23 protein-coding genes are annotated in these 24051 nt (G+C 64.5%); 14 read left to right on the top strand and 9 right to left on the bottom strand.

Annotated elements, in window-relative coordinates:
- The first annotated feature begins 12 nt into the window (after positions 1 to 12).
- The 6 genes from FE851_RS06590 to FE851_RS06565 all read left to right on the top strand — a co-directional run bounded on the left by FE851_RS06590 (position 13) and on the right by FE851_RS06565 (position 7753).
- Positions 13 to 681, top strand: coding sequence for a DUF4159 domain-containing protein (locus FE851_RS06590; RefSeq protein WP_019053549.1), 669 nt, complete (start codon positions 13 to 15; stop codon positions 679 to 681).
- Between the two features lie 138 nt (positions 682 to 819).
- Complete coding sequence (locus FE851_RS06585; RefSeq protein ID WP_145200861.1) at positions 820 to 1809, top strand: AAA family ATPase; 990 nt, start codon at positions 820 to 822, stop codon at positions 1807 to 1809.
- 7 nt (positions 1810 to 1816) lie between these two features.
- Positions 1817 to 2710, top strand: coding sequence for a DUF58 domain-containing protein (locus FE851_RS06580; RefSeq protein WP_145200858.1), 894 nt, complete (start codon positions 1817 to 1819; stop codon positions 2708 to 2710).
- Positions 2707 to 3855: a BatA domain-containing protein gene (locus FE851_RS06575; protein ID WP_145200855.1), complete on the top strand. Its 1149-nt coding sequence runs from the start codon at positions 2707 to 2709 to the stop codon at positions 3853 to 3855. The genes FE851_RS06580 and FE851_RS06575 overlap by 4 nt, the downstream gene beginning before the upstream one ends.
- A complete protein-coding gene (locus tag FE851_RS06570; RefSeq protein ID WP_145200852.1) occupies positions 3852 to 5972 on the top strand; it encodes a DUF4175 family protein in 2121 nt (706 codons plus the stop codon). Before FE851_RS06575 ends, FE851_RS06570 begins: the two co-directional genes overlap by 4 nt.
- On the top strand, positions 5969 to 7753 hold the full coding sequence (locus FE851_RS06565; RefSeq protein ID WP_145200849.1) for a carboxypeptidase-like regulatory domain-containing protein: 1785 nt from the start codon (positions 5969 to 5971) through the stop codon (positions 7751 to 7753). The genes FE851_RS06570 and FE851_RS06565 overlap by 4 nt, the downstream gene beginning before the upstream one ends.
- Here the strand turns inward: FE851_RS06565 and FE851_RS06560 are convergent.
- Complete coding sequence (locus FE851_RS06560; protein WP_017182216.1) at positions 7738 to 8187, bottom strand: hypothetical protein; 450 nt, start codon at positions 8185 to 8187, stop codon at positions 7738 to 7740. The genes FE851_RS06565 and FE851_RS06560 overlap by 16 nt on opposite strands.
- A gap of 134 nt (positions 8188 to 8321) precedes the next feature.
- On the opposite strand from FE851_RS06560, the gene FE851_RS06555 reads away from it, so the two are divergent.
- A complete protein-coding gene (locus tag FE851_RS06555; RefSeq protein ID WP_186378767.1) occupies positions 8322 to 8993 on the top strand; it encodes a spermidine synthase in 672 nt (223 codons plus the stop codon).
- A gap of 3 nt (positions 8994 to 8996) precedes the next feature.
- Here FE851_RS06555 and FE851_RS06550 read toward each other — a convergent pair whose 3' ends face one another.
- Positions 8997 to 9758: a competence/damage-inducible protein A gene (locus FE851_RS06550; RefSeq protein ID WP_107124698.1), complete on the bottom strand. Its 762-nt coding sequence runs from the start codon at positions 9756 to 9758 to the stop codon at positions 8997 to 8999.
- A 202-nt stretch (positions 9759 to 9960) separates the two neighbouring features.
- Between FE851_RS06550 and map the strand changes: the two genes are divergently transcribed.
- The 4 genes from map (at position 9961) to FE851_RS06530 (ending at position 14526) form a co-directional block, all read left to right on the top strand.
- Positions 9961 to 10788 (top strand): type I methionyl aminopeptidase, encoded by an 828-nt coding sequence (gene map / locus FE851_RS06545; RefSeq protein ID WP_019054065.1) that lies wholly within the window; start codon positions 9961 to 9963, stop codon positions 10786 to 10788.
- A gap of 247 nt (positions 10789 to 11035) precedes the next feature.
- Positions 11036 to 11374: a P-II family nitrogen regulator gene (locus tag FE851_RS06540; protein WP_017182220.1), complete on the top strand. Its 339-nt coding sequence runs from the start codon at positions 11036 to 11038 to the stop codon at positions 11372 to 11374.
- A 98-nt stretch (positions 11375 to 11472) separates the two neighbouring features.
- The gene (gene glnA / locus FE851_RS06535) at positions 11473 to 12885 is read left to right on the top strand and encodes a type I glutamate--ammonia ligase (protein ID WP_130753019.1); all 1413 of its coding nucleotides are present in this window, start codon (positions 11473 to 11475) and stop codon (positions 12883 to 12885) included.
- A gap of 162 nt (positions 12886 to 13047) precedes the next feature.
- Entirely contained in the window at positions 13048 to 14526 is a 1479-nt protein-coding gene (locus tag FE851_RS06530) for a DUF2142 domain-containing protein (RefSeq protein WP_145200843.1), read from the top strand.
- Here FE851_RS06530 and FE851_RS06525 read toward each other — a convergent pair.
- Genes FE851_RS06525 through FE851_RS06510 form a run of 4 tightly spaced genes read right to left on the bottom strand, consistent with a single transcriptional unit; the run spans position 14506 to position 18257 of the window.
- Positions 14506 to 15138: a phosphatase PAP2 family protein gene (locus FE851_RS06525; protein ID WP_145200840.1), complete on the bottom strand. Its 633-nt coding sequence runs from the start codon at positions 15136 to 15138 to the stop codon at positions 14506 to 14508. The two genes, FE851_RS06530 and FE851_RS06525, sit on opposite strands and share 21 nt — an antisense overlap.
- Positions 15116 to 16531 carry a dihydrolipoyl dehydrogenase gene (gene lpdA, locus FE851_RS06520; protein WP_017182224.1) on the bottom strand — a complete coding sequence of 472 codons (1416 nt, stop codon included), beginning with the start codon at positions 16529 to 16531 and terminating at the stop codon, positions 15116 to 15118. The genes FE851_RS06525 and lpdA overlap by 23 nt, the downstream gene beginning before the upstream one ends.
- A gap of 23 nt (positions 16532 to 16554) precedes the next feature.
- On the bottom strand, positions 16555 to 16956 hold the full coding sequence (locus FE851_RS06515; RefSeq protein ID WP_145200837.1) for an acyl-CoA thioesterase: 402 nt from the start codon (positions 16954 to 16956) through the stop codon (positions 16555 to 16557).
- Complete coding sequence (locus tag FE851_RS06510; protein ID WP_145200834.1) at positions 16956 to 18257, bottom strand: pyruvate dehydrogenase complex dihydrolipoamide acetyltransferase; 1302 nt, start codon at positions 18255 to 18257, stop codon at positions 16956 to 16958. Before FE851_RS06510 ends, FE851_RS06515 begins: the two co-directional genes overlap by 1 nt.
- Positions 18258 to 18443: 186 nt before the next feature.
- Here FE851_RS06510 and FE851_RS06505 point away from each other — a divergent pair, with 186 nt between their 5' ends.
- Positions 18444 to 18899 (top strand): universal stress protein, encoded by a 456-nt coding sequence (locus tag FE851_RS06505; protein ID WP_026002234.1) that lies wholly within the window; start codon positions 18444 to 18446, stop codon positions 18897 to 18899.
- Positions 18900 to 18982: 83 nt separating this feature from the next.
- Here the strand turns inward: FE851_RS06505 and rnr are convergent, their stop codons facing one another.
- Positions 18983 to 21307: a ribonuclease R gene (gene rnr, locus FE851_RS06500; protein ID WP_145200831.1), complete on the bottom strand. Its 2325-nt coding sequence runs from the start codon at positions 21305 to 21307 to the stop codon at positions 18983 to 18985.
- A gap of 40 nt (positions 21308 to 21347) precedes the next feature.
- Here rnr and FE851_RS06495 point away from each other — a divergent pair, with 40 nt between their 5' ends.
- On the top strand, positions 21348 to 21779 hold the full coding sequence (locus FE851_RS06495) for a cupin domain-containing protein (protein WP_222422932.1): 432 nt from the start codon (positions 21348 to 21350) through the stop codon (positions 21777 to 21779).
- Between the two features lie 25 nt (positions 21780 to 21804).
- Here the strand turns inward: FE851_RS06495 and FE851_RS06490 are convergent, their stop codons facing one another.
- Both FE851_RS06490 and FE851_RS06485 read right to left on the bottom strand, forming a co-directional pair.
- On the bottom strand, positions 21805 to 22458 hold the full coding sequence (locus FE851_RS06490; RefSeq protein ID WP_145200828.1) for an MOSC domain-containing protein: 654 nt from the start codon (positions 22456 to 22458) through the stop codon (positions 21805 to 21807).
- A gap of 58 nt (positions 22459 to 22516) precedes the next feature.
- Positions 22517 to 22735, bottom strand: coding sequence for a DUF2945 domain-containing protein (locus tag FE851_RS06485; protein ID WP_145200825.1), 219 nt, complete (start codon positions 22733 to 22735; stop codon positions 22517 to 22519).
- Positions 22736 to 22861: 126 nt separating this feature from the next.
- On the opposite strand from FE851_RS06485, the gene FE851_RS06480 reads away from it, so the two are divergent.
- Positions 22862 to 24040, top strand: a complete 1179-nt coding sequence (locus FE851_RS06480) for a glycosyltransferase family 4 protein (RefSeq protein ID WP_145200822.1) — start codon at positions 22862 to 22864, stop codon at positions 24038 to 24040.
- The last annotated feature ends 11 nt before the right edge of the window (positions 24041 to 24051 follow it).

Below are 24051 nucleotides of genomic sequence, written 5' to 3'. Positions count from 1 at the left end.
TTTATGCATTTGATGGCGGGCGGTCTGGCCAGCGCAATGCTGGCCCGACCGCTCGCGGCCGCGGGGGGCTATGATTTCTGGTTCACGCGACTGCGATATGATTCGGGCGACTGGGATGTCGACCAGCGGATGCCGTCCAACCTGATCACATCGCTGATCGACTATACGACATTACGGGTGGACCCGAAGGAGCATGTCATCGCCCTGTCCGACCCCAGGATGCTGACCGCGCCCTTCTGTTATCTGGCCGGGCACAAGCTGGTGGAGTTTTCGGCGGCAGAACGGCGCAATTTCGAACGCTATGTACGCAATGGCGGGTTCGTGCTGGTCGATGATTGCAACCACGATATTGACGGCCTGTTCGCCCGGTCGTTCGAAGCGCAGATGGCCAAGATTTTCGGCAGCAAGGCGCTCAAGCAACTGCCCAATACCCACCCGCTCTATCGGTCCTTCTTCAAATTTGACGGCCCGCCCAATACCGGCTTCGAACTGAATGGCTGGGGCGACGATCTGGTTCATGACTATCTGAAAGGGATAGAGATAGAGGGGCGGCTGGGCGTGCTCTACAGCAACAAGGATTATGGCTGCGAATGGGACTATGACTGGCGCAACAAGCGGTTCCTGGCCGAGGACAACACCCGGTTCGGCGTCAATATCGTGATGTATGCGCTGTCGGTGTGATCGATAATTTTTACGCCTCCAATTAAACCCCGTTCGGGCTGAGCCTGTCGAAGCCTTGTTCTTCCCTTCAAGAAGGACGCCCCTTCGACAGGCGCAGGGTGAACGGTAAGCATGAAATTGCCCAGTAAGGGACCGTCTATGACCAGCATCACCGAAGCCGATATTCAGGGCCAGCTTGCCCGCCTGACCGAGTTGCGCGCCGCAATCGGCCAGGCGATCGTTGGGCAGGGTGAAGTCGTCGAACAATTGCTGATCGGGCTGCTTGCGGGCGGTCATTGCCTGCTGGAGGGCGTGCCGGGACTGGGCAAGACATTGCTGGTCCGCTCGCTGGGCGAAGCGCTGAAGCTGGACTTCCGCCGCGTCCAGTTCACCCCCGACCTGATGCCCAGCGACATATTGGGCACCGAACTGCTGGAGGAGGATCATGGCACCGGCCATCGCAGCTTCCGCTTCCAGAAGGGGCCGGTGTTCACCAACCTGCTGCTGGCCGACGAACTCAACCGCACCCCGCCCAAGACGCAGGCCGCGCTGCTGGAAGCGATGCAGGAAAAGACCGTCAGCTATGCCGGCGTGACGCACCGGCTGCCAGCGCCCTTCTTCGTGCTGGCGACGCAGAACCCGCTGGAACAGGCGGGCACCTATCCCCTGCCCGAAGCGCAGCTGGACCGCTTCCTGCTGCACATCCGCGTCGATTATCCTACCGAGCAGGAAGAACAGGATATTCTGGCCCAGACTACGGGGGCGAAGGCGAATGCCGTACCCGCCGTGATGCATGGCGATGAAGTGCTGGCCCTCCAGGCATGGGTGCGTCAGGTGCATTTCAGCGACGATCTGCTCCGCTGGGTCACCCGCATGGTGCGGGCCAGCCGCCCCGGCGATGGCGCGCCCGACGATATCCGCAAATATGTAAAATGGGGCGCGGGACCGCGCGCTGGCCAGTCGCTGATCCTGACGGCCAAGGCGCGCGCATTGCTGCATGGGCGGCTTGCCGCCACGCGGGAGGATATTATTGCGCTCGCCGCGCCGGTCATGCGCCACCGCCTGCTCCTGTCCTTCGCGGCGGAGGCAGAGGGGCGTAGCGCAGATGATGTCGTGGCCGCCTTACTGCGCGCCGTCCCGCTTAACTGAACCCAGCATGGTCGATTTCATCCCCCCTGACGTACGGAACAGGCTGAAAAGCCTGCGTCTCGTCACGCGCCGGGCGGTGGGATCGCATGGCATCGGCCTGCACCAGAGCCACAGCCGGGGCGCGGGCCTCGAATTCGCTCAATATCGCGCCTATGAGCGCGGCGACGAATTGCGCCAGATCGACTGGAAACTCTACGCCCGGTCCGACAAATTCTTCGTGCGCGAAGCGGAGCGCGAAAGCCCGGTCGCGGTGTGGATATTGATGGATGCCAGCGCTTCGATGACGCAGGCCGATGCCGCGCGCCCGGACTATAGCCGCTTCGACGCCGCAAAAGGACTGGCGACCTGCATTGCCGATCTGGCGATGCGGCAGGGCGACCGTTTTGGCTGGATGGCGCTGAGCGATCAGGGTCTGGCGCTTTTACCGCCAGCCAGCGACGCACGGCAGCGGGACCGGCTGCTGCTGGAACTGATTGCAGTGAACGCAGTCGGCGGCTTTGCGGCGGAGGATCAGCTTGGCCCGGTGTGGGAGCGGATCGGCGCGCGCGATATGGTCATTCTGCTCAGCGACTGTTTCGATCCCGGCGCGGTCGAACTGGCGGAAAAGCTGGCGGCGGCCGGTCGCGAGACATTACTGATCGAAATGCTGACGGTGGCCGAGCGCGATTTTCCCTTCGACGGCGGCTATCGATTCCGCGACCCCGAAACGGGCGAGGAACTGCTGGCGGACGGTCCCGCCCTGCGCAGCGAATTTCTTGCCCGTTTCGGGGCGGCGCGCGATGCGCTGCATGATCGGCTGGACGCGGTGGGAATCCGTTACGCCACCCACATGCTCGACCAGCCGATCGACGTGCCGCTGCGCCGCCTGTTCGGCGCGCATGAAGCGGCGGAATATCAATGACGCCAGCCCTGTTGCTGCCCGGCGCGCTGGCCGCGCTGCTGGCGCTCATCGTCCCGCTGGTCATCCATATCGCCCGGCGCAGCGAGCAGGTGCCGACCGACTTCGCCGCCTTGCGCTGGTTGCGGCAAAAGCCCCGCCCCCGATCGCGGCTGCGGTTCGACGAATGGCCGCTGCTGCTGCTGCGCCTCCTCCTCTTGGCGCTGGTCGCGCTGTGGCTTGCCCAGCCCGTGCTGTTCGGGGCCGGAGACCGCAAGCCTGTCGCGGCGTTGGTCCCCGGTGTCGATCCCGCCCGTGCGCCCACTGGCGATGTCCGATCGGTCTGGCTGGCCCCCGGCTTTCCGTCGATCGACCAGCCGGCGCCATCCGGCCCATTCCCCGTCGCCAGCCTGATCCGTCAGCTTGACGCTGAAATGCCTGCCGATGTTCCGCTGACCATCATCACACCGCAGGTCATCGAAGGGGCGGATGCCGACCGTCTCCGCCTGTCGCGCAAGCCGGAATGGCAGATCGTGCCGGGTGCCATGCCTGCCCCGCGCACCCAGCCTGCCCCAATAGCGCCGCTTGCGATCCGATATGATGCGCAGCATCGCGGAGGCATCCGCTTCCTGCGCGCCGCCGCGCTGGCATGGCAACCCGCTGGTCGCGATGCCGCGATCGACACGGGCGCGATCGATGCGCCACTGCCGGACCAGCGCCATGTCCTGATCTGGCTGGGCGGCGGAACAGTGCCGGACGGGCTGATCCGCTGGACCAAGCAGGGCGGCACCGCGCTGGTCGCGTCGGACATGCTGGTTCCGGCCGACACGCCGCGCGCGCCGCTCTGGCGCGACGCACTTGGCGCACCGCTGGTAGAGGCTATGCCTTTGGGCCAGGGGCGGCTGCTGCGCTTCACCCGTCCATTGACCCCGGCCATGACGCCGGCCCTGCTGGACGCCGATTTCCCCACTCGTCTGCGTGCCGTGCTGACCCCGGCCCCGCCGCCGCCAGCGCGGGTTGCCGCCGCTGACTATGCGCCGCTGACTGGTGGACGTGCCTATGATCAGCCGCCACAGGATATGCGCCCGTGGCTGGCGATGCTGATTGCGGCGCTGCTGATCGCCGAACGCTGGCTGGCGACCCGCCGCAGCCGGGGGATCGGTCCATGAGCGCGAACGATCTGCTCGCCCGCTGGACGGCCCCCGCAAAATATCGGGTGATGGCCGACAGTCTCGCCCTTGCCGTGCCGCTGGTCCTGGGACTTGCGGCCATTGGCTGGCGCTTGTCGGGCATCATCGCCGCCCTTGCGGCCGCCATGATCGCAGCGGCAATCGTCCTGTTTGCCGCGCGCTATCGTGCCCGGCGCTATGATCAAGCCTGGCTGGTCCATGCGCTGGATCGCGAGCGGCCGGACATGGAGGACAGTGCCAACCTGTTGTTCGCCGACCCTGCTTTACTCGGCCCGCTTGAGCGGCTCCAGCAGGCGCGGCTGCTCGGCAGGATCGATCGCTACAGTCCCCACAGCCTGCGTCCCGACTGGTCCCGCCGCCTGATCCTGCTCGCGGGGATCATGGGCTTGATCGCGGTCGGCCTCGCGCTGTTCTGGCCACGCCCCGGTCATGGGCCGCCGACGCTGGCGCCCAGCACGGAAGCGCTGCCCGCAACGCCCGGCATCCCGCGTCTGACCGCGCAGAATCTGCGGATCATCCCGCCTGCCTACACCGGCCTGCCGCCGCGCGATTCCGCGTCGCTGGACGCGCGCGCGCCGGTTGGATCGCGGATCGAATGGACGCTGCGCTTTGATCCGCAAGCAACTGTCCCGGCGATCCTGCCGGTCGGCGGCGCGCACATCGCCCTGCGCAGCGACGGCCCAAACTGGATCGCCAGCCGCCCGCTCGACGCCTCCTTCCTCTATCGCGTCGATCCCGCATCGGGCCGTGGCCCGACGCCGCCTCTCCACCGGGTCGACGCCATTGCCGACAGTCCGCCTCAGGTGCGCGCGATCAGCCCGGCCACCAGCCTGACGATGGTACAGGCCGGTCAGCGCAACTGGACCCCGGTCTTTGCCGCCACGGACGATTATGGCGTCGCCGCAACCGCACGGCTCCGCGTCACGCTGGCGATCGGTGAGGGCGAGAATGTGACCTTCAGCGAGCGCGAAATAGCGGTTTCGGGCAGCGGCCCGCCACGCGATCGACGTTTCAGCCCCCGACTGGATTTCGGCGCTCTTGGGTTTAGCGCGGGCGGCGACATGGTGGTGCAACTCATCGTGCGCGACATGCGGCAACCCGCTGCGCAGGAAGTGCGCGGCCCCAGCCTGATCCTGCGCTGGCCATCGTCCAGGCAGCCCGAAAGCAGCGGGCTGGAGGGCATGGTCAACATCACCCTGCCCGCCTATTTCCGCAGTCAGCGACAGATCATCATCGATGCTGAAGCGCTCCTCAAGCAGAAGCGCCGCCTTGCCGCCGATCGCTATCTTGCCCGTTCCGCCAGCATCGGCAGCGACCAACGGATATTGCGCGGCCGCTACAGCCAGTTTCTGGGCGGCGAAGAGGAAGGCGAACCGGAACCGCCGACCAATGATGGCGAACAGCATAGCGACGATGGCCACGACCATGGCGGCCCGCCCCGGCAACCCGCGCCGGGCTTTGGCGCGCCGGAGGATGTGCTGGCGGACTTTGGCCATCCGCACGATGACTCGCCCGCTTCCAGCCTCGATCCTGAAACCCGCGCCATCCTGAAGAAGGCAGTCGATGAAATGTGGCAGTCCGAGATGCAGCTGAGGCAAGGGCATCCCGATCTGGCGCTGCCCTTTGCCTATCGCGCGCTGCGCTTCATCAAGGAGGTGCAGCAGGCGACCCGCATCTTCCTGTCGCGGGTAGGGCCGGAACTCCCGCCGATCGACCCCAGTCGCCGCATGACCGGCAAGCGGGAGGGGCTGGCCAGCCGCGTTCTGGCGATCAGCCCGGTCGAAGGACGGGACGGCCCTGCTGCGGCGGCCTGGCGCGCGCTGGGCGATGGGCCGGGCGCGATCCGGGGGCCGATCGCGCTGGATGCGCTGGACCGCTGGGCGCGGGGGCAATCCGCACATTTGCCCGATCCGCTGGCGCTTTCAGGGGCGATCGACGCCGTCCGCCGCGACCCCGCCTGTCTGCCCTGCCGCGCCAAGTTGCGCGCCCTTCTCTGGACCGCCATGGAACGGCCGCCCGCCCAGCCTGCCCGGCGCCGTCCCGCCGATGCTGGCGGTGCGAGCTATCTAGGCGCGATAGAAGGCGGCAAGCCATGACCGCCGCATGGATGACCGCCATCCTGTTGAGCGCCGCCATGATTGTGGCAAGCGTGCGTCTGATCCTGTGGCATCGCAGCGCAAGCGCGCCGTCGCCCAGGCGATTGATCGCGCTGCTGCTGCTCCAGCCGGTCTGCGGGATATTGTTGTTTCTGACGCTATTTCCCCCTGCGACGACCACGAGCAGCGGCGCGCTGCGGATCGCTACACGCGGTACGTCTCGTCTGGCGGCTGGTCATATGGTCTTGCTGCCCGAAGCGCCCGACATTGGCGCTGGCGAACATGTGCCCGACCTTGCGACCGCCTTGCGGCGGCATCCCGGCACCAGCGAGATCATCGTGCTGGGCGACGGCCTGCCGCCGCGCGACATGGAAGCGGCAAAGCGAGTCGCCGTCCGTTTTGAGCCGCGCCCTCTGCGTCAGGGTATCAGCCATGTTGCCCCGCCCCCGCTCGTCGCGCCGGGGAGCAGCTTCAGCCTGGGTGGGCAGTTGAGCGCCCTCCCCAGCGCCACCGTCGAATTGCTCGACCCGGCCGGGCAGGTAACGGACAGCGCTCAGGCCGACGCCGATGGGCGCTTTGCGCTGACCGGCACCGCGCGCGCCGCTGGAGCCGTACTGTTCACCCTGCGCGTGCGCGATGGCCGCCGCACCGTCGAACAGGCCGGCGTCCCGCTACTGGTCGCTGAAAGCCCAGCCCCGCGCCTGCTGATCCTGTCGGCCGCGCCCAATGCCGAAGTCAAATATCTGCGCCGCTGGGCTGCCGATGCGGGCTTTGCCGTCACAACGCAAATGAGCGCGGGCGGCGGCATTGCGCTTGGCGACGCGCCGATCGCGATGGACGGCGCAACGCTGCGCCGGTTCGACGCCGCCATCGTCGACGACCGCAGCTGGGCAGCGCGGCGCGGCGTGCTGATGGACGCGGCGCGCAACGGGCTGGGTCTGATCCTGCACCCCAGCGGGCCGATCGACGCGACGACGCGCGGACAATGGCAGGCGTTGGGCTTTGGCCTGACGGGCAAGGGCGGCTTGGTTCCCCTCGCCCTGCCCAAGCCCCTTGCCCCCACCATCGCGCGCACCCGGCAGGGTATCGGCAGCGACGACAGGCCAGCGGACCTGGCCCTGCCCGACGAAATGCTGCCGGAGATCAGCCGTCTTGGCCTGACGCCGGAGGGTCAGAGCGCCGTGCCTTTGCTGCGCGATGCGGGGGGCGTGACGCTGGCGGCCTGGCGGGCGGTGGGTAGCGGGCGAGTTGCGCTGTTCACTGGTATCGACAGCTACGCGCTGACGCTGACGGGCCATCGGGGGCTGCATGGCGACTGGTGGAGCGCGATGCTGGCGACCGTTGCACGCCCCGCCCCCGGCATGACGCCCGTCACGACACCGGGATGGGCGGGCGAGCGGATGATCCTGTGTGGCCTGTCCGCCCCTGTTGAGGTCGAACGCCCGAATGGACGGATGGCGAATCTGTTGCCGACAGCGGGTTGCGCTGCCTTCTGGCCAGAGCAGGCTGGCTGGCACCAACTGCGCCGGGCGGGGGATGACCAGGCCACGCCCTTCTACGTCCAGCCTGCCAATGCCCTGCCGGTGATGCGGGCGGCGCGGGATCGGGACGCCATGTTGATGCTACGCCCGCCAGCATCGGGCGACAAGGCCGCCACGAGCAAGTCAGTCCCCGGATCGCCCTGGCCGTTCGCGATCGGCTGGTTGCTGGCAAGCGCGCTGCTGTGGTGGCTGGAGCGGGCGCGGGTCGGCCGCGCCGCTGCGCCTCAATCGGCGAGGTAGAAATCCCGCAGCGCCCGCGCGTCGTGCAGGGCGTTGTGCGGCACCCGGCTGTTGGCCGCGGCGCTAAAGCCCGCAGCATTGATCAGTTCCAGCCGCAGACCGAAATCGACCCCCGCCATCAGGCCCGGCCCCTTCACCAGCAACGCGCAGAAATGGGCCAGATCCTCCGGCCAGTCGGCGATGATCAGCGGATCATCATCCCCTTCCAGATAGGCGGCGACATGATCGGCCGCATCCGCCCGGTTGAGTTCCAGATATATGCCCGGCGGCACATGGCGCAGATAGGGAACGACATGCTGCGCCACCCATGGCTCGACATCGTCCGGCAGCGGCAGCGCGACGTAAAATTCCTGGTCGCCATGTTCGGGAACCAGCGCGACGCTGATCAGCCCACCGCCAAAACCGTTAAATTCAGTGTCGAGAAAATAGCGCATGAAAAAAGGAACTGCCTGCCGTTCGATAGGTCTGGCCATCGCAAGACGGCATCTGCGAACGCCTGTAGCATTTGCGCGGGGCTTGCCAAGCTGCCATGCGCGCCAGCAACATATCATCCAGGAAAGACACCAGCATGATCCCGCGCGAATATCTTGGCTCCGCCGCCATTCCGGGCGGGGAGGAATTGAAGCTCTACCGCCGGGGCGGCGACTTCATGATCGTGCTGGATCGCAACGAATTGATGAGCAGCCGTATGAGCGGGTCGGAAAAGGCGCTGGCGGTCATGACGATCGAGCGGCTGGCGGGCCGCAAGGCGCATCATCTGCTGATCGGCGGATATGGCATGGGCTTTACCCTGCGCGCAGCGCTGGCGATCCTGCCCGCCGACGCGCGGATCACGCTGGTCGAACTGGTGCCGGAAATCATCGCATGGGCGCGTGGCCCGATGGTCGATCTGGCTGCCGGATGCCTGGATGATCCGCGCGTCGAACTCGTCATGGGCGACGTGGCGAGCGTGATCGCGGACGGCAGGGGCAGCTATGACGCGATCCTGCTGGATGTGGATAATGGGCCTGACGGGCTGACCATGGCGGCGAATGACCGGCTCTATTCCGCTCAGGGACTTACGATTGCGCGCGATGCGCTGCGTCCCGGCGGCATTCTGGCCGTCTGGTCGGCGGGATCGGACGATGCCTTCACCCGCCGCCTGCGCAATGCCAAATTTGCCGTCGACGAAGTGGCGGTGAAGGCGCGCGACAATGGCAAGGGGCCGCGCCATGTCATCTGGTTTGCGGCGAAGCGCTGACCCTTAGATCCCGTTCGGGATGACAGGCCACCCGCCCTGTTCAAGCGCCGCGCTGAGCGCCGTGAGGCACTGGTTGAGCGCGCTCGCGTCGGTCGAACGCACGACGAAGTTCGCGCCCGTGCGCCCTTCGCGGAAAAAGGGATAGCTGCCGATCTGGCACCCCTCATGCGCCTGCTCCGCCGCGCCTAGCAGGTCGGCAATCTCGCTCTCTGCAACCCAGCAGCCGATCGTGGCGGACAGCAGCGGCAGCCCGCCCTCCAGCGTGCCGGTCAGGCTGTCCAGCATCCCGGCGGTGATGTGCGGTACGCCCGCCATGATGAAGATATTGCCATGACGGATACCCGGCGCGCCCGACATGCGGTTTTCGATCAGGCTGGCCCCGGCGGGAACCCGCGCCATGCGCAGCCGCGCTTCGGTCAGGCCACCGCGCGTTTCATAATAGCCCGCCAGCATCGCCCGCGCCTGAGGATGCACTTCCACCGGCACGCCCAGCGCCGCCGCGATCGCATCGACGGTTATATCGTCATGGGTCGGGCCGATGCCGCCGGTGGTGAACAGATAATCGTTGCGCGCGCGCAGGATGTTGACTGATTCGACGATGGCGTCGCTATCGTCCGCCACCACCCGCACTTCGCGCAGGCGGATGCCCTGAACATTGAGCCAGGTCGCGATCTGGCTGATATTCTTGTCCTGCGTGCGGCCAGACAGGATTTCGTCGCCGATCACGATCAGCGCTGCGGTCCAGATGCGGGTAGGATCGGCCATGGCGCGTCCATAGCCTGAGCATGGCGCCCTGCCTAGTGGATTGATTTTGACATCGTAAAACCCACTGGAATCAAATATTTCTAATGGCCTGCTGCGCGTCTGGCATGCGCGTGTGACGTCCCCTCACGCTCAATCAAATATCGGGATCAGACCACTGGCCGCCCCTCTCGCATTATGGCGCAGGGGCCCCTATAGTCATGTCATGACCGAATATATGACGATGACGGCCGATGCGCCGATTTCCCGTTCGGCCGCGATCAAATTATATGACGCGGCGGGTTTTGAAGGCATGCGCCGCGCCGGACGGCTGGCCGCCGAGATACTCGATGCGTTGGTGCCCCATGTCGTGCCGGGCGTGACGACCGGCGAACTGGACGACATCGTGCGCCGGATGACGCTGGACGGTGGCGGCGTGCCTGCAACCCTTGGCTATCGCGGCTATACCCATAGTTGCTGCACATCGATCAACAATGTCATCTGCCACGGCATCCCCGGCGATTATCGGCTGAAGGACGGCGATATCGTCAATATCGACGTTACCCCGCTGGTCGATGGGTGGCATGGCGACACCAGTCGCATGTTCATCGCGGGTGACGCGCCGATCAAGGCGCGGCGGCTGGTCGAGGTGACCTATGAATGTCTGATGCTGGGGATCGAACAGGCAAAGCCCGGCAACCATCTGGGCGACATCGGCCATGTGATCCAGCGGCACGCCGAAAAGCACCGCTATGGCGTGGTCCGTGATTTTTGCGGCCATGGCCTGGGCCGGGTGTTTCATGACAGCCCGGAGGTCGTGCATATCGGCCGCCCCGGTACAGGTCCGGAACTCAAGCCCGGCATGTTCTTCACGATCGAGCCGATGATCAATATCGGCAAGCCCGGCGTCAGGATGATGGAAGATGGCTGGACGGCGGTGACGCGCGACCGCACCCTGTCCGCGCAGTTCGAACATAGTATCGGCATTACCGAAACCGGATGCGAGATTTTCACCAAGAGCCCCGCCGGACTGGACGCGCCGCCCTATAGCTGAGCGCGCGCCAACGACTGCTTAAAAAACGGGCAGCCTGGCAGGGAAATGCCCTGAATCCGGGCAATATGGACAAAGATTGCTGCATCGCCGAAAGCATGTTCTAGCGATTCGCCATTTGGCACGGTAATTGGATATCAAGAGGGACGGCGCCTGGCCTTTTGGGGGGCATGACGAACGTCACTTGAGGAGAGAGGAATGCGGGTCGCACCCGCATTCTGTCGTGCGTTATGGGTTGGGAATACTAGTGATGAAAAAAGTCGAAGCCATCATCAAGCCGTTCAAGCTGGACGAGGTGAAGGAAGCACTCCACGAAGTGGGCGTGTCGGGCATTACCGTGACCGAAGCCAAGGGCTTTGGCCGCCAGAAAGGCCATACCGAACTTTATCGCGGCGCTGAATATGTCGTCGATTTCCTGCCCAAGGTGAAGCTGGAAGTCGTCGTCGACGATGCGCTGGCCGACCGGGTGGTGGAGGCGATTTGCGCCGCAGCGCAGACCGGACGCATCGGCGACGGCAAGATTTTCATTTCCAACGTCGAGGGCGCCGTGCGGATCCGCACCGGCGAGCGGGACAGCGACGCGATCTGATTTCACGCAAATTCTGGTCATCCCGGCATCGGGGCGACGGAACAACGGGCATCCATCTACCCCTTCGGGGGGGTAATAAACGAGAAGGGCAAGCGCACATGGCCAACACGCCAAAAGACATTCTCAAGATGATCGAAGAAAAGGAGATCGAGTGGGTCGATGTCCGTTTTACCGATCCCAAGGGCACCTGGCACCACCTGACGATGTGCGCGAACGTCATTGGCGAAGATGAGCTGACTGACGGCCTGATGTTCGACGGCTCCTCGATCGAGGGCTGGAAGGAAATCAACGAATCGGACATGATCCTGAAGCCCGATCTGGACGCGGTGTTCTTCGACCCGTTCAGCGCGACGCCGATGATGATCCTGGTGTGCGACATCGTCGAACCCGAAGATGGTTCGCTCTATTCGCGCGATCCGCGTTCGACCGCCAAGCGCGCCGAAATGTTCCTGCAGTCGACCGGACTTGGCGACACCGTCTATATCGGCCCGGAACCCGAATTCTTCATGTTCGACAGCGTCGAATTCGACAACACCTACAATTCCAGCTTCTACAAGCTGGACGATGTCGAACTGCCCACCAACAGCGGCACGAAATATGACGGCGGCAATATGGGTCACCGTCCGCGCGCCAAGGGCGGCTATTTCCCGGTCGGCCCGGTTGACGTGACCACCGACATCCGCGCCGAAATGGTGACCACGCTGATGGAAATGGGCCTGCCCATGGACAAGCATCACCATGAAGTCGCCGGCAGCCAGCACGAACTGGGCCTGACTTTCGGCAAGCTGGTCGAAACCTGCGACCGCATCCAGATCTACAAATATGTCGTGAAGATGGTTGCCCAGGCCTATGGCAAGACCGCAACCTTCATGCCCAAGCCGATCAAGGCGGACAATGGTTCGGGTATGCACACGCATATTTCGATCTGGAACAAGGGGCAGAACACTTTTGCCGGTGACGGCTATGCCGGTCTGTCCGACACCTGCCTCTATTTCATCGGCGGCGTGATCAAGCATGCCAAGGCGCTAAACGCCTTCACCAACCCGACCACCAACAGCTACAAGCGCCTGGTGCCCGGCTTTGAAGCCCCCGTGCTGCTCGCCTATTCGGCGCGCAACCGTTCCGCTTCGTGCCGTATCCCCTATGGTGCGGGCACCAAGGCGAAGCGCGTCGAATTCCGCTTCCCCGATCCGCTTGCCAACTCCTACCTCGCCACCGCCGCGTTGCTGATGGCCGGTATCGACGGGATCGAAAACAAGATTCACCCCGGCGAAGCCATGGACAAGAATCTGTACGACCTGCCGCCTGTGGAACTGGCCAAGGTGCCGACCGTGTGCGGTTCGCTGCGCGAAGCGCTCGAAAGCCTGGAAAAGGATCAGGACTTCCTGCTGAAGGGCGGCGTGTTCACCAAGGACCAGATCGACGCCTATATGGAACTGAAATGGCCTGAAGTGTATCGCTGGGAAATGGCGCCTTCGCCGGTCGAATTCGACATGTATTACAGCGGCTGATCTTTTTCAGCGTTGCGAAAAAGGACAAGGCCCGGTCGCTTGCAAAGCGGCCGGGCCTTTCCCGTTTCGGTCATGATCTGGCAAAATTCATTTACCGGCGCGAAATGTTAAGGGCTGGCGGCCTATTGCCTGTCGGAGACAAGGCAAAGGCACAGGGCAGTCATGCGGAACGAGCGGATCGGGATGGCACAGGGCGCGCGCGGCGACATGCTGTTCGCCGCGCCATGGTCTGCGCTCGAACAATGTTTGCTGGTCGCGATCTGCCTCGCAACCTTGTTCTTCACGCTGGTCACCCCACCCTTTCAGACGCCGGACGAAAATCAGCATTATATGAAGGCGCTGCTCCTGTCCGAAGGCGGCGTGTTGACAACGCAGCGTGGCGAGGCGATCGGCGCGGTGCTGCCTCGCGCGGCCATAGACCTCCACGCCGTCGATTTTCCCACCGACGTGCCAGCGACTGTGCGCCGGTTCGATGCGGCAAAGCTGGGAAATAGCTGGAATGCGGATGCGTCGCGGCCCGGCACCGTCTTTGCCGAATTCCCCAATGTCGCAAGCTATGCGCCGACACTCTATGCACCGGGCGCTGCGGGCCTGCTGATCGGCGACGCGCTCGGCCTGCCGCAACTGGGCCGCTTCTATGCCGGGCGGATCGTCAATGCGCTGGTCGCGCTGGCGCTGCTGATCGCCGCGCTACGGCTGCTGCCCTTTGGCCGGATGGCGATGCTGGGCACGGCGCTGCTGCCCACCTTTGCCTATCAGATCGGATCGATGTCGCCCGATGCCGTGATCAATGGCATGGGCTTCCTGGGACTCGCGCTGGCGCTGCGTGTCGGCTTCATGGACCGTGGATCGGCCGGACTGGTTCTGGCGGCGCCGTTGCTGGCCCTCGCCAAGGGCGTCTACCTGCCGTTGATGGCGGCGGGTTTGCGCTGGCCCCAATATCGGCGCGACATGCGAATGTGGCTGGTCCTGGGCGCGATGGCGCTGGGCGCGGCCGCCTTCATCGGCTGGATGAAATATTCTGGTGGCAGTCAAGCGCTCTATCATATCATGTCGCGCAAGACGGGCGAGAGCGTGCTGACCGCGCCACTGGCCGACCAGTTGGCGGTGATCCTGAACGATCCCGTCGGTTATGTCCGCATCCTTTCGTCCAGCGTGATCGAGCGCGCGCCGGTCTATGCGCTCCAGATCGTCGGGCGCTTCGGCTGGAACGCCATCCTGCTGCCGCTGATCGCCTACCCGCTGGCGGCGGTCATGCTGGCAGCCGCGATACTCAGCGGCGCGGAGGCCTGCGTTGGCGGGGCGCAGCGGCTGTGGTGGCTGGCGGTCGCCGGCGGTGTTGCGGTGCTGATCGAAACCGCCATGTACCTGACCGGCACGCCGCCGGGCGCGGACTTCATTCAGGGAACGCAGGGGCGCTATTTCCTGCCGATCCTGCCGCTGGTGCTGCTGGCGCTCTCCCCCGACCGGGCCGTGCGCGGCGCGCGCACTCTGTTTGCCGCCTCGGCCTGCCTGCTGCTGCTCATTGCGGCGGCCAGTGCCTATGACAGTTTCTGGGTCCATGGTTTCGTCACCAGCGACGGGATGCCGCCGCATGACAGCGTGACGCGGGCGTTGTTGCTACCCTCGCCGCGCTGGTAGCCAGACGCGGCACAGCGCGAGCCAGCCCAGCCCCTCGATCCATCCGGCTGTGACGTCGCTTGGCCAATGCACGCCGAGCCAGACCCGACTGATCCCGATCAGCGCGATCATCATGCCCGCCGCCCAATAGCCGCCCCGCCGCCGCGCCAGCATGGCCAGCGCGCCGAACATCATCATGTTGCCCGCCGCATGGCCGCTGGGAAAACTATAGCTATGGACGATGTCGAGATGGGGCAGCAGGTCCGGGCGCGGTGCGGCGAAAATCTGTTTGAGTATCAGGTTGAGCGCCGTCCCGCCCGCCATCATCAGGGCAAGCCACAGCGCGTCACCGCGGCGGCGCAACCAGAGCAGCGCCGGCAGAACCAGCGCCAATATCGCAAGCCTGCCGATCGTATCGCCGATCGCAGTCGCCAGCCGCATGAGCGGCGTCAGATGGCGACCAATATCGCCGTCCCGCGCCGTCCCCGCCCAGCCCATCAGCCCGACATTCAGCCAGTCGAGCCATCCCGCCCGCTGCATCATCGCAACGCCCAGGACGCAAAAAAGCGCGAGAGCCAAAGCCCCCGCGCCTTTTCCCGCAGTCCAGCGATCAGATATGGAGCGCACGGCCATAGGCCGCCAATACGCTTTCATGCATCGATTCCGAAATGGTCGGATGCGGGAATACCGTGTGCATCAATTCCGCCTCGGTCGTTTCCAGCGTCTTGCCGATCGTATAGCCCTGGATCATCTCCGTGACTTCCGCGCCGATCATGTGCGCGCCCAGCAACTCACCGGTCTTGGCGTCGAACACGGTCTTGGTGAAGCCTTCCGCTTCGCCAAGCGCGATTGCCTTGCCATTGCCGATGAACGGGAACATGCCGACCTTGACCTCGTAACCCGCTTCCTTGGCCTTTGCTTCGGTCAGGCCGACGCTGGCGATCTGCGGATGGCAGTATGTGCAGCCGGGGATGTTGCGCACATCCATCGCATGGGGGTGGACATCCTTGTTGCCCAGCGCCTGCGCGATGGCTTCGGCCACGATCACGCCCTCATGGCTCGCCTTGTGCGCAAGCCATGGCGGGGCGGTCACATCGCCGATCGCCCAGAAGCCCTCGACATTGGTGCGGCCATAGGCATCGGTCTTGATATGATAGCGCTGGTCGGGTTCGACGCCGACATCTTCCAGACCCAGATTTTCGACATTGGGGACGATGCCGATGGCGACGATGACATGGCTATATTCAGCCTCTATCGCCTTGCCAGCCTTGTCCTTGATCGTCGCGGTCACGCCCTTGTCGCTGGTGGCGATCTTCTCGATCTTCGCGCCGGTCAGCACGGTCATGCCCTGCTTCTTGACTGCCTTTTCAAGGAAGGCGGAAACGTCGGCATCCTCGACAGGGACGATCCGGTCCATCATCTCCACGACGGTCACGTCAGCGCCCATGTCGTTATAGAAGCTGGCAAATTCGATGCCGATCGCGCCGGAACCGATGACCAGCAGCTTGGTCGGCATTTCCGGTGGCGTCATGGCGTGGCGATAGGTCCACACGCGCTTGCCGTCGGCCTTGAGCTGCGGCAGGTCGCGGGCGCGGGCGCCCGTCGCGATGATGATATGCTTGGCGGTCAGTTCTTCGGACTTGCCGTCCTTGGTGACGGTCAGCTTGCCCTTTCCGGTCAGCTTGCCATCGCCCATATGCACGGCGATCTTGTTCTTCTTCATCAGGTGCGTCACGCCCTGATTAAGCTGCTTGGCGACGCCGCGCGAGCGCTTCACCACCGCTTCGATGTCGGCGCTGATCTTTTCCGCCGCCAGGCCATAATCCTTGGCATGCTGCATATAATGGAAAATCTCGGCCGACCGCAGCAGCGCCTTGGTCGGAATACAGCCCCAGTTGAGGCAGATGCCGCCCAGATTTTCACGCTCGACAATGGCGGTTTTCAGGCCAAGCTGCGCGGCGCGGATCGCGGCGACATAGCCGCCGGGGCCGGAGCCAAGGACGATGAGATCGTAGGTATCAGCCATGGGTCACACTCGCTTCTGGTATATTAGGCTTCCGCAATCGGCGGAACGGAACGGGGCTGGCGATCCTCGCCAATCGCCACGAAGGTGAAGGTCGCGCGGGTAACGCGATAACTGCGATCGTCGTGGCGCGTACGACGCCATGCTTCGACGTCGATCTTCATCGACGTGCGCCCGACCGACTTGAGGGACGCGAACACCGAAACTTCATCGCCCACGACGACCGGGCGCAGGAAGGTCATGCCTTCCACCGCGATGGTGACGGCTCGGCCATGACTGTGGCGCGCCGCGACCGATCCCGCGGCCGAATCCATCAGGCTCATCAACCAGCCGCCGAATATGTCCCCATAGGGATTGGTGTCGGCGGGCATGGCGATGACGCGTACCGCCGGACTGGATTCCGGCGGCTGTTCGTCCATACGCCCCATCAGGCCAGCATGCCGATCGGATTCTCGATCAGTTCCTTGAACGCCTTCATCAGGCGCGCACCATCGGCGCCGTCAATGGCACGATGGTCGAAACTGCCGGTGGCCGACATGACCGTCGCAATCTGAAGGCTGTCGTCGACAACATAGGGCCGCTTATCACCTGCGCCGATCGCCATGATCATGGCCTGGGGCGGGTTGATGACGGCTTCAAACTGCTTGATGCCGAACATGCCCATGTTGGAAAGCGATGCAGTACCGCCCTGATATTCGTTGGGCGACAATTTGCCTGCCTTGGCGCGATCGGCCAGATCCTTCATCTCGGTCGAGATCGCGGCAACGCCCTTGCCATCCGCGCCGGTCACGATCGGGGTGATGAGACCGCCGGGGATCGACACGGCGACGCTGATGTCGGCGCGCTTGAATTGCAGCATCTGGTCGCCCGCAAACTGCACGTTGCATTCGGGAACTTCCATCAGCGCGACGCCCAGCGCCTTGATCAGCAGGTCGTTGACGGACAGCTTGACCTTGCGGCTGGCCAGGCCCGCATTGAGCTCGCCACGCAGCTTGAGCAGCTTGTCGAGCTGAATGTCGACCGTCAGATAGATGTGCGGCACCTGCTGCTTGGATTCGGTCAGGCGGCGCGCGATCGTCTTGCGCATGCCGCTGAGTTTGACCACTTCGTGCGGGATGCCGAAATCCTGCGCGCCGCTGGCAGCGAAGGGCGCCGGGGTTGCCGCCTCTGCCTTGGCGGCGGGAGCCGACGCGGGCGCGGCGGCCGGTGCGGCGACGCCTTCCTTTGCGCCGTCCAGATCGCTCTTGACGATACGGCCATTGGGGCCAGTCCCCGAAACCGCAGCCAGATCGATCCCCTTGCTCTGCGCCAGGCGGCGCGCCAGCGGGCTGGCCTTGACACGCTTGTCGCTGGAGGCTGGCGCAGCAGGCACGGCGTCAGCCTTCGGCGCGGCAGCGGCGGGTGCTGCCGCCTCTGCCTTGGCGGGGACAGGATCGGCCTTTGGCGCGGGCTTGCCGCCGCCGGCAGCCGCCGCCTCCACATCCTCGCCCTCTTCTGCGATAATGGCGATGACGGTGCCAACCTTGACGCCCTCGGAGCCTTCGGAAACGAGGATCTTGGCGATGACGCCTTCATCCACCGCTTCAAATTCCATCGTCGCCTTGTCGGTTTCGATTTCCGCCAGCAGATCGCCGGACGATACCGTATCCCCTTCCTTTACCAGCCATTTGGCCAGAGTCCCTTCCTCCATGGTCGGGGACAAAGCGGGCATCTGGATCGTCTTGCTCATGCGTTCGGGGCCTCTTCTTATCTCTACGGCGCGCGCCAATGGCTGCCCGTTTTCACCCATTCGCCGGATCGGTCAAGCGAGCGCTTGCGGAAGGGGCAAATATGGCCCACATTTCACCGCACTGGTTCGTTGGACCGAAAATGACCCCCTGCCGGGGCCATCAAAGCGACATGGGGGGCGATGGAAGTGCGGACATATCTGGTTGTCGTGGACGAATCGCCCGAAGCGGAAACCGCCCTGCGTTTTGCCGCGCGACGCGCTGCGCAAACGGGCGGCGCGGTTCGTATCCTTGCCCTCATTCCCCCGGCCGAGTTCGTTCAGTGGGGCGGCGTGCAGGCCACGATGGAGGATGAGGCGCTGCAACGCGCCGAAGCGCTGGTGACGAGCGCGGCAGGCACGCTGACCGACGAGTCCGGCATCCGCCCCAGCATTACCGTGCGGCAGGGGGATGCGGTTGCCGTCGTACGCAAAACGCTCGACGAGATGGAAGATGTCGCCGCCCTGGTGCTGGGCGCGGCAGCAAGCGGCCCGCCCGGCACGCTCGTATCGCATTTTGCCGGGGCCGACGCGGGACGCATGCCCTGCCCCATCATGATCATTCCGGGCGGGCTCGACGCCGAAGCGATCGACCGGCTGAGCTGATTCTGCCGATCAATCCTCCCCGGCAAGGCGGTGACGAGCGCGCTCCACCGCTTCATGGTCCCGCATGCCCGTAAGGATGACGGCTACCGCTTATGCTTGCCCCGCTTCGAGCCGATATGCCGGATATTGACCGGCCGCCCGCGATGAGTGCGGCTGCCCGGACGGGTACGATCGCGCTTGACCGGGCCGCCCCGTGAAGGCGGGGTATCGGGCAGTTCGAAGCGGAGCGAACCGTTGATCGGGTCGGCCTCCGCCAGTCGCAGTTCCAGCCGCTGGCCTACCGTATAACGATCGCCGCTTTCCACGCCTTCCAGCGCCTTGCCTGCCTCGTCATAGAAAAAGCGTTCGCTGCCCATGGTCGATACAGGCACCAGCCCGTCGCCGCCCAATTCCTCGACCGTCGCGAAAAATCCGAAATTCTGGACGCCGGTGATCCGCGCCTTCACCGTTTCACCAACATGGGCCGCCAGGAAAGCCGCGACGTAGCGATCGACCGTGTCGCGCTCCGCCTCCATCGCGCGCCGCTCGAACTGGCTGATCATTTCGCCGACGCGCCCCATATTCTCATAATCCTCGACACTCAGCGCGGTTTTGGCGGGGATGCTGCTGCCCTTGGGCGCGGGCAGTTCCAGGCCATAGGCGCCCACCAGCGCGCGATGGACCAGCAAGTCGGCGTAGCGGCGAATGGGCGAGGTAAAATGCCCGTAGGAACCCAGCGCCAGGCCGAAATGGCCCATATTGACCGGGCTGTAATAGGCCTGCGTCTGGCTGCGGAGTATCTGCTCCATGATGAGCGGCTTCTCCTCCGCCTCCCCGACCCGCTTGATCAGCTGGTTGAAGGTGGCGGGGCGGATCACCTGTCCAAGTGCGAATTCGATGTCGAACGTCGCCAGATAATCCTTGAGCGCGACCAGCTTGTCGCGGCTGGGCGGCTCGTGGACGCGGTACATGACCGGCGCTTTCTTCTGCTCCAGCGCCTTGGCCGCAGCGACGTTGGCCGCGATCATATAATCTTCGATCAGCATATGGGCATCGAGCCGTTCGCGGACAGCGACGCTGACGATCTTGCCCCATTCGTCCAGTACGACGCGCCGTTCGGGCAGGTCGAGCGCCAACGGTTCGCGCTTCTCGCGCGCCTTGTGCAGCAGCGCCCAGCAGGCCCAAAGCGGCCTGAGCGCGATGTCGAGCATCGGATGATCGGCCTTGCCGTCGATCGCAGCCTGCGCGTCCTCATAGGCGAGCACGGCGGCAACGCGGATGATCGCGCGGGAGAAGCGCCATGACGTCACCTTGCCAGCGGCGTTGATGACCAGATGGCAGGCCATGGCGGCGCGATCCTGCCCTGCCCGGAGCGAACACATGTCCGACGAAAGCTGGTGCGGCAACATCGGTACGACCAGGTCGGGGAAATAGACGCTGTTGCCGCGCTTGCGCGCTTCCTTGTCGAGCGCGCTGCCAGGCCGGACATAATAGCTGACATCGGCGATGGCGACGATCGCTCGGAAGCCGCCGGGATTGGCTTCATCCTCGTCCGGGGTGGCACAGACCGCATCGTCATGGTCGCGCGCGTCGGACGGATCGATGGCGACGATCGGCAAATGCCGCAGATCCTCTCGCTTTTCCGCGTGAAGCGGAAGGGCGGAGGCCGTGACGGCTTCTTCCTCTACCGCGTCGGGAAAAACATAGGGGATGCCATGTTTGTGAATGGCGATCATGCTGAAGCTGCGCGGGGCGAACGGGTTGCCCAGAATATCGGTGACCCGCGCGCTGATCCGGGGCGGACGGCCGGTTGGTTCGGCCAGCACCAGATCACCGCGCTTGGCAGTGCCGACATCGCTGATCGGCATGTCCTTGCGGATGCGCTTGTCGACTGGGCGCAGCCACAGCTTGCCGTCGGCCATTTCCTCGACCACGCCCAGCAGCATCTCTGTCGCCTTGGGCAGTTTCTTCATCGGATGGGCGATCCACCCCTTCCCGGCTTCCTCGGTGCGGGCAAGGATGCGGTCGCCAATGGTCAGCGCGCCGCGCTTGCCCCGCTCCGCCACGCGCAGGCGGGGGGCGGGCTGGCCTTCGGCTTCCCACCGTTCGGGCGTCGCGATCAGGGTGGTGTCGTCGACATCGATGATGCGCAGCACAGTAACCTTGGGCACGCCGCCCAGCTTGTGGAACGCGCGCGCCGGGCCGACGTCGATCAAGCCTTCATCGGCCATATCCTTCAGCAAGGCTTTAAGGGCAATTTTTTCCTGGCCCTTAAGGCCAAAAGCCTTGGCGATCTCGCGCTTGCCCGCTGGCTGGTCGGACGTGGTGATGAAATCCATCACTTCATTGCGGGTAGGAAAACCGGCGGGACGCACCTTGTCGCGAGCCGGGCGCTTGGGGGACGAAACCTTCTTATCGTTTGATGTCATGGGATAGCTATAGGGTGGCCGCTGGCCCTGCGCCAGTGGCATGGCGGACCTGCCGGAATGGTTCGTTCAAGGCGCCATGCACATCCTCATCACCCTTGCTGCAGCCGCCGCCGCGCCTCATCCCGCCCCCATCGACCGATCAAGCGCCGAACATTATGTCTGGGGCGAGGTGAATGACGGATGGCATCTGGTCAAGCGCGACGACATGTCGTTGATTACCGAACGGATTGCGCCCGGATCGAGCGAGATGCGCCATTATCATGTCCGCGCGCGCCAGTTCTTCTATGTCCTGTCGGGCGAACTGACGATGGAGGTGGACGGCGTCACCCATCTGCTGCGTACCGGCCAGGGCATCGAAATTCCGCCCGGCGTACCGCATCAGGCGCAGAACCGCAGCGCAGCGCCGGTGGACATCCTCGTCAATTCGACCCCCAAAAGCCATGGCGACCGGGTGGAAGCGCCGCTTCCCTAATGTGGTCGACTTCAGATTTGGATCACTAGGCCGCCAGCATGCGCGCCCGCTCGCGCCAGGCTTCGGCAAGGACGGGGGTGTTGGCAAGGGTAAGAACCGCCGACGGGTCCTTCTTGTGACCACCGCCGATCAACAGTTCAAAGACGCGGGCGACACTCCAATCCGGCAGCGGGCGCTCAATCAGGGTCATCACGCTGCCAGCCTGCGCCTCCCCCTGCTCGATAACACGGAAATAGAGGCCGCAACGGGCCGTTTTCACAATGGTCGCCATGACGTCGCGCGCGGCGAATCGGTGATCGAGCTTCCAGCAAGGCTGGCGACCATGACTGACCTCGACGATGGCGCTGCCCAGCGTGAAGCGGTCGCCCAGGCAAATCTGATGCTCTGTCATCCCGCGCGATGCGATATTTTCGCCAAAGGCGCCAGGCGCGTCGAGCAATGGCTGGCCGGGCTTGCGATCACGCCACCAGGCATAATGATCCTGCGGATAAAGATGGATGGCCTTGTCCCAGCCGCCATGGTGGATCGGGTCGGCAACCTGATTACCCACGAAGCCGTCCCATGTAATCTGCACCGGGCCTGCGACCGGCGTTTTGGCAATCGCGCTATAGTCGCCGTCGCGAAAGGGAACGGGCGTACCGACGAGCAGCGCGTCGATGGTCATGAAGGGCGTGTCCATGCCCTTTCATGCCATGGCCGTACCGCTCATGCGAGATGCCGGCTGCAACATATTGGCGTCAGGCGGTCTGGATTTCCGAACTGAGCTTGAGCAGCTGCGCGCCATTGTCGGCATGGATCAAGTAGGCGGGGTTCGCAGGCGACCCGTTGCGGCGGACGGGTACGCCTTCGATATGGCGCTCCACCGGCCGGTCGAACCGTTCCGTTATATGTCCCCGGCCGACGCCCTGCCCCCAATTCCATCTGACTCGCGCACCTTTACGGAATGTCTGCGACATAGGAGCATCCTCTTACCCATGGGCGCAACCGCGTCAGCCGGTGTCCCAAACCTAACGAAGGGCATAATTCCCAAGGGGTTACCCGGTTCCCTTGGGTTTTCACTTTTCTTCGGCTAAGGGGGCGCGATGGATGCTAGCGGCCTTCGCATTGCCCTGTTCAGCGGCAATTATAATTATGTGCGCGATGGGGCCAATCAGGCACTCAATCGCTTCGTGGGCTATTTGCTGCGGCAGGGTGCGGCCGTGCGGGTCTATTCGCCCACCACCGACACGCCCGCCTTTGCCCCCGCTGGCGATCTGATCAGCACGCCGTCCGTGCCGGTGCCGGGGCGCAAGGAATATCGCATTCCCTACGCCATGTCCTCCAAGGTGCGCCGCGATCTCAAGGCGTTCGCCCCCAATCTGGTCCATTTGTCCAGCCCCGACCCACTCGGCCACCGCGCGCTCAGCTGGGCGCGGCAGCATGGTTTGCCGACGGTCGCATCGGTGCATACAAGGTTCGAAACCTACCCGCGCTATTATGGCCTGGCCTTTCTGGAGCCGGTCATCGAAGGGATATTGCGCCGCTTCTATCGCCGCTGCGACGCGATCGTCGCGCCATCCGAATCGATGGCGCAACTGCTGCGTGAACAGCGGATGAGCTATGATGTCGGCATATGGACGCGCGGCATCGACCGGGAGATTTTCAATCCGGGTCGGCGCGATCTGGGCTGGCGGCGTTCGATCGGCATATATGACGACGTACCCGCCATTGGCTTTATCGGCCGTCTGGTGATGGAAAAGGGGTTGGACGTGTTTTCCGACACGATCGATCAGCTTGCGGCGCGGCAGGTGGCGCACAAGGTGCTGGTGGTCGGAGAAGGCCCGGCGCGCGAATGGTTCCAGAACCGCCTGCCCGGCGCGATCTTCACCGGCTTTCAGCAAGGCGCTGACCTCGGCCGCGCGGTGGCCAGCATGGATATGCTGTTCAATCCGTCCGTGACCGAAACCTTCGGCAATGTCACGCTGGAGGCGATGGCGTGCGGCGTGCCGACCGTGGCGGCGCGGGCCACCGGCAGCGAAAGCCTGCTGAGCGACCGGGTGACCGGACGGTTGATCCGTCCCGGCGCGATCGGCGCCTTTGCCGACGCCCTGCAGGATTATTGCCTGAATGGCGACGCGCGCGGGCAGGCAGGCGCGGCGGCGCAGACACGGGCGGAGCGTAACGGGTGGGATCAGGTCAATCAGGCGCTGGTCGACACTTATTTGCGCATCATCCGCCAGCGCGAGCAGGGCATGATGCCGCGATCCAGCCCGGTTCCCTGAACGGGCTTTCG

The organism is Sphingobium sp. B2, assembly GCF_007693735.1.
GTDB lineage: Bacteria > Pseudomonadota > Alphaproteobacteria > Sphingomonadales > Sphingomonadaceae > Sphingobium > Sphingobium xenophagum.
This window is presented reverse-complemented; position numbering and strand designations above follow the sequence as displayed.